This is a genomic window from Mesorhizobium sp. M7A.F.Ca.US.006.04.2.1, assembly GCF_004022915.1.
GTDB classification, from domain to species: Bacteria; Pseudomonadota; Alphaproteobacteria; order Rhizobiales; family Rhizobiaceae; genus Mesorhizobium; species Mesorhizobium ciceri.
Genome location: NZ_RZQA01000371.1, coordinates 1 through 5922 on the forward strand (window position 1 = coordinate 1; position 5922 = coordinate 5922).

The 5922-nt window shown below is 62.6% G+C and carries 5 protein-coding genes and 1 pseudogene; 5 read left to right on the plus strand and 1 reads right to left on the minus strand.

Going from position 1 to position 5922, the window contains the following annotated elements; translation table 11 throughout:
• The first annotated feature begins 79 nt into the window (after positions 1-79).
• From EN925_RS19715 to EN925_RS19730, 4 genes are all read left to right on the plus strand, one after another.
• Positions 80-538, plus strand: coding sequence for a PaaI family thioesterase (locus EN925_RS19715; RefSeq protein ID WP_013530371.1), 459 nt, complete (start codon positions 80-82; stop codon positions 536-538).
• A gap of 141 nt (positions 539-679) precedes the next feature.
• Positions 680-1348 (plus strand): 5'-methylthioadenosine/S-adenosylhomocysteine nucleosidase, encoded by a 669-nt coding sequence (locus tag EN925_RS19720; protein ID WP_064994667.1) that lies wholly within the window; start codon positions 680-682, stop codon positions 1346-1348.
• A 48-nt stretch (positions 1349-1396) separates the two neighbouring features.
• Complete coding sequence (gene guaA, locus EN925_RS19725) at positions 1397-2959, plus strand: glutamine-hydrolyzing GMP synthase (protein WP_024502342.1); 1563 nt, start codon at positions 1397-1399, stop codon at positions 2957-2959.
• 246 nt (positions 2960-3205) lie between these two features.
• Positions 3206-4282, plus strand: a complete 1077-nt coding sequence (locus EN925_RS19730) for a helix-turn-helix transcriptional regulator (RefSeq protein ID WP_127388225.1) — start codon at positions 3206-3208, stop codon at positions 4280-4282.
• A gap of 48 nt (positions 4283-4330) precedes the next feature.
• On the opposite strand, the pseudogene EN925_RS19735 reads toward EN925_RS19730, so the two are convergent.
• Positions 4331-4453 (minus strand): annotated as a pseudogene (locus tag EN925_RS19735) (IS1595 family transposase); the annotation flags it as partial.
• 413 nt (positions 4454-4866) lie between these two features.
• On the opposite strand from EN925_RS19735, the gene EN925_RS40160 reads away from it, so the two are divergent.
• Positions 4867-5922 (plus strand): hypothetical protein (locus EN925_RS40160; protein WP_128336828.1); only part of this gene is annotated, 1056 nt, incomplete at its 3' end.

Consider the following 5922-nt stretch of genomic DNA (forward strand, 5'->3'; position numbering starts at 1 on the left):
TTGTGCAGTGCAGCAAAAGCATTTGCCTGCCGTCCATGCCTCTGCAATAAGCTTATCCGCATAAAGGAAGGCAGCGGCCATGGCAGCAAAGATCGTACCCGCCCCCGACTATGAGGATCGCGTCAGGACCTCCTTCGCGCGCCAGAAGGCGATGGCCACGATCGGCGCCGAACTGACGCTGGTGACGCCCGGCATCATCGAGATCGAGATGCCTTATTCGGCGGCACTCACCCAACAGCACGGCTTCCTCCATGCCGGCGTCATTTCGACGGCGCTGGACTCGGCCTGCGGCTATGCCGCCTTTTCGCTGATGCCGGAAAATTCCGGCGTGCTGACCATCGAGTTCAAGGTCAACCTGCTGGCGCCGGGCAGGGGCGAGCGCTTCCTGTTCCGCGGCTCGGTGACCAAGCCAGGCCGCACCATCATCGTTGCCGACGGCCAGGCCTACGCCTTTGCCGCCGACGGCGAGGCCAAGCTGATCGCCACCATGACCGGAACGATGATGACGGTGGTCGGGCGTGATGGCATAGAAGGGTGAGTGGCCGGTTCGCCGCAGGCGAATTCATCGTGCCGGTGGCACGATGAAAGGCCACGGACGCCGGGAGCTGCCGGAGGCAGCGGGTCCCGGCGAGCGGCGGCGCAGATAAGCAGGTGATCGGGCGGAGAGGAGCAAATCATCATGACCGATAAAATTCGCCGCCTGTCGGGCAAGGACGTCCTCTTCGTCATGGCGGCGCAGGCCGAATACGGTCCGCATCTCAAGCAGCTGTTCACGCCATTGATGACAGGTGTCGGTCCGGTCGAGGCCGGCGTCAGGCTAGGCGCTGAACTCTCCTGGCTGAAGTCGCAAAAAACCCTGCCCGACCTCGTCGTGTCGCTCGGCTCAGCCGGCAGCCGGACGCTGGAGCAGACGGGAATCTACCAGGCGGTTTCGGTCAGCTACCGTGACATCGACGCTTCGCCGCTCGGCTTCGAGAAGGGTGCCACACCCTTCCTCGAACTGCCGGTGATCGTGCCATTGCCCTTCAAGATACCTGATATCAAGCAGGCGACGCTATCGACCGGCGGCGCGATCATCACCGGTGCGGCCTATGATGCTGTTAACGCCGACATGGTCGACATGGAGACCTTCGCCTGCCTGCGCGCCTGCCAGTTGTTCGACATTCCGCTGATCGGGCTGCGCGGCATTTCCGACGGGGCGGCGGATCTCAGGCATGTCGGCGACTGGACCGAATATCTTGAAGTCATCGATGAGAAGCTGGCGGAGGCCGTCATGCGGCTCGAACAGGCCATCGGTTTGGGCACGCTTCTGAAAGATTCGCCGCATGAAGACGCCAGACCGCTCTGAAACTCGCAACCCATTGCGTCGACTCATTTCTTTCTCTAAACGCTCGCCATGAAAACAGCCAATCATCCCGATACCGTCCTGATTGTCGATTTCGGCAGCCAGTTCACCCAGCTCATCGCCCGCCGCATCCGCGAGGCCGGCGTGTTTTCCGAGATCGTGCCGTTCCAGTCGGCCGAAGCGGCATTCAAGCGCATCAATCCGAAAGCCGTGATCCTGTCCGGCGGCCCGGCTTCGACCGGCGATATAGGCAGTCCGCGCGCGCCGCAGATCGTCTTCGACGCCGGCGTGCCGGTGCTCGGCATCTGTTACGGCCAGATGGCCATGTGCGTGCAGATGGGCGGCGTCGCCGAAAGCTCCGACCATCGCGAATTCGGCCGCGCCTTCGTCGAGATCCAGAAGGACAGCCCGCTGTTTGAGGGCCTGTGGGCGCCCGGCCAGCGCCACCAGGTGTGGATGAGCCATGGCGACCGCGTCATCTCCTTGCCCAACGGCTTCGAGGTGTTCGGCAAATCGGAGGGCTCGCCCTTCGCCATCTTCGGCAACATCGAGCGCAAGATGTACGGCATCATGTTCCACCCCGAGGTGGTGCATACGCCCGACGGTGCCCGGCTGCTCAGGAACTTCGTCCACAACATCGCCGGCATCGAGGGCGACTGGACCATGCGCGCCTACCGCGAGCACGCGGTCGAGGCGATCCGCAAGCAGGTCGGCAAGGGCAAGGTCATCTGCGCGCTGTCGGGCGGCGTCGATTCCTCCGTTGCCGCGCTGTTGATCCACGAAGCGGTCGGCGACCAACTGACCTGCATCCTTGTCGACCACGGCCTGATGCGCAAGGACGAGGCCGCGGGCGTGGTGGCGATGTTCCGTGAGCACTACAATTTGCCGCTCATTCTGGTCAACGCGTCGGACCGTTTCATCGACGCCCTCGAGGGCGAGTCGGATCCGGAGAAAAAACGCAAGACCATAGGCCGGCTGTTCATCGAGGTGTTCGAGGAAGAGGCCAAGAAACTCGGCGGCGCCGAATTCCTGGCGCAAGGCACGCTCTATCCCGACGTGATCGAAAGTGTCTCCTTCACCGGCGGCCCGTCGGTGACGATCAAGTCGCACCACAATGTCGGCGGCCTGCCGGCGCGCATGAACATGCAGCTGGTCGAGCCGCTGCGCGAGCTGTTCAAGGACGAGGTCAGGGCGCTGGGCAAGGAGCTTGGCCTGCCCGAGAGTTTCATCGGACGCCATCCATTCCCCGGCCCGGGCCTCGCCATCCGCTGCCCCGGCGGCATCACCCGCGAAAAGCTGGAGATCCTGCGCGAAGCCGACGCCATCTATCTTGACGAGATCCGCAAAGCCGGCCTCTACGATGCCATCTGGCAGGCATTCGCCGTGCTGCTGCCGGTGCAGACGGTCGGCGTGATGGGCGACGGCCGCACCTACGAGTTCGTCTGCGCGCTGCGCGCCGTCACCTCGGTCGACGGCATGACGGCGGATTTCTACCACTACGACATGGCCTTCCTGGGGGCTGCTGCCACCCGCATCATCAACGAAGTCCGCGGCATCAACCGCGTCGTCTACGACGTGACGTCGAAGCCGCCTGGAACAATCGAGTGGGAGTAGGGGGATTAGGCGGCAACAACGTGGTTTCGGCTGGCCTCGCCCTATAGGATGCCGTCGGTTCGATCATCAGGCGGATTCTCCCAAGCCGAATGCGAAACTACTTCAAGGCAGCAGCTTATGATCCGGATGGAGCCAGATGTGTTCCAAATCTGCAAGTTTCGCTGCCGGAGACTTCAAATTTGGCTGGATTCATGTTAGTGTAAGTGCAATGTAGCACAAGACATACGCTGCCTGAAGATATGGCACATGCTCACGGAAATTGTCGACTCGCTTTATGAAGCAGCGTTCATTTCAGAAAAATGGCCCGCCGTTCTCGAGGGGGTCACCGGTGCTGCGGCGTCGAAGGGTGGGGCACTCTTTGTTTTCGCCGATGGATTGCCTGTCCGTGGCAAGGCGGTTCCGTCCCTGCAGGGCCTGATGAAGGAAGTCACGGCAGACGAGACGTTGCGGCTTTCCACCGCCGCCACGCGCATGAGCGAACTGCGGCCGGCAAGCTTCATCGATGTCGACAGCTTCATGACCCCACAGGAAATTCGGGACGATCCAGTGCGTATCCGGTTGCGCACACTGGGGCTCGGGGCAAATACCTGCGCGGCGATCCCGATGCCTAGCGGCGAGCTCGTTATGTTCGTATTCCAGCGCGGTCTGGAAGATGGCGCCTATGCACCGGAGCATCTTGGATTGCTCGACCGCTTGCGGCCCGACATGGCGCGCGCCAGCCTTGCCGCCACGCGCCTTGGCCTGGAGCGCGCCCGCGGCACGGTGAATGCCTTGGCCACGATCGGACTTCCGGCGGCCGTCCTCGCCGGCAATGGTCGCGTCAGGGCAACGAACACCCTGTTCGATCAGGAAAAGACGTTCTTCGTGGCGACGGCGTTCGGCGGTATCGCCCTTGCCAATCCGGAAAGCAACCGTTTGTTCCAGATGGCCGTGCAGGCTCGCGACGGCGAACCCGTTTCGCGCTCCATTCCGCTGCGCAGCGCCTTGCCTCCGCCGGTCGTGGTGCATGTCCTGCCGCTCAAGCGGGACGCGCATGATCTCTTTGGCGGCTGCGATCTGCTCATTGTCGCCACCGCGATCAGCGCCAGCGCGCTGGTGCCTTCGCCGACCATATTGACCGGCCTGTTCGACCTGACGGCGGCGGAAGTTCGGCTCGCCACCGCGCTGGCCAAGGGCCTTAACCTGCAGGTGGCGGCGGCTGAAGCCGGCCTGCAATTCTCGACCGTGCGCACTTATTTGAACCGTATCTTTCGCAAGACGGGAACGAATCAACAAAGCCAGCTTGTTGCGCTTTTGAAATCGGCACATCCATTCCAGCAATGAGTTATCGGATCTAGGCGATTGCACGTGATGTCCGACTTGCACGGCGCGGCCCGGAGGCGGGCACACCACACCTTCCAGGAGCCGCCGGCAATGCTCTTCATCCCGGAAGGCGACGATCATTTCCTCAACCGTCCGAATGTTGGAAAGCGTTGCCAGCAGCATTTCAGACATCAAGCTCTCCTTTTCCACGCCCCAAGAACCGCATAAAAAGCACAGATTGCAATGCGGAGAACATCCACACACCACCCCTGTTTGCGCCGGAAGACGGCGAATGGAAGATCTATGGGCTTTCGGTGAACGTGAGCAGAGCGTGCCGCCAGCGCCAAGCGGTCAGGAAGAAAAGCCCGCAAAGCCCGTCACGCCAGCGCCTCCGCCCAAGCTTCCATCCACGTCGGCAAAAGCCGGCAAGCGTCAATGGGAACCCCTAAGGCCAGAGCCGGGGGGCACCTTCATTTTTGCTAATTGACGATGGGCCGGAAACGAGGGCGGCATCCCAGGCTCAGCACCAGTGCAACTTGCGCGAGAGCTTCCATGTGTTAGGCTTCTTCACGAAAACGTGAGCATTCGAAGGATCGAAGGGCCCCATGGCTGACGTCACCACCGAAGCGGTATCCGCCGTTGTTGGCAGGGTCTACGAAGCCGCCTACGACCAGGAACGATGGTTCGACGCGGTCACCAGCCTGCGTGACCTGTTCGGCGGTTCGCGCGCCTGCATCCTGCACGTCAGCCCGCGGACGGCCAATGCGGTCGCATCCGACCTCGACCCGGAATTAAGTTCGCAAAAGGCCATCGACACGTTGATGCGCGATCCTCTGACAGCGGCGTCGGCGGCCTTGCCCGTCGGCAAAGTCTATCGTTGGCCGCCGCCACCTGATGAGCCGGCGTTCCGCCGCAGCGAACTCTGGCAGGACTGGCTAAGGCCGCGTGACATCTATAAGGGGCTCGCCTGCAACCTGATCGCCGCCAACGGGTCGCACTGGATTTTGAGTGTCGATCGCGGTCCGAGGCAGGACGCGTTTGGCAAGGAAGACATCGAGCTGTTGCAGAAGATCGTGCCGCATGTCCTGCGCGCCGGGCAGATCGGCCGGCGGCTTGAAAACACCTCGGCGCTGGCATCGGCGTTCGCGCGTCTGCCCTTCGGCGTCCTTCTGGTCAACGGTCACTGCCAGATCGCGCAGATGAACGAGGCCGCCGAAGCGATACTGGCACGGCAGGATAGTCCGTTGACTCTCAAGGACGGCACGATTGTCGCCACTGGTGTGCAGGATACGCAGGAGCTGCAGCGGCTGGTCGTGGATGCTTGCTCGTTGGTGGACGGTGTCATGCGGGGAACCGGCGGGACGCTGCTAGTGCCATCGGATCGCCAACGATCCGACTTGGCACGGCTGGTGCTGTCGGTGGCGTCTTTCGTCGATGCCCGCGCCTACAGCCTGGCATCCGAGCGCTGCGCGATGATCATGATGACAGAGGTTGCCTGCCGCATTCCCGACGGCTTCGAAATGCATGTTCACGGCCTGGAAGACGGCGCCCACGAACCGGAGCATTTTGCGTTGCTCGACCGCCTGCGACCCGACATGGCGCGCGCCAGCCTCGCGGCCACGCGCCTGGGCCTGGAGCGCGCCCGCGGCACGGTGAATGCC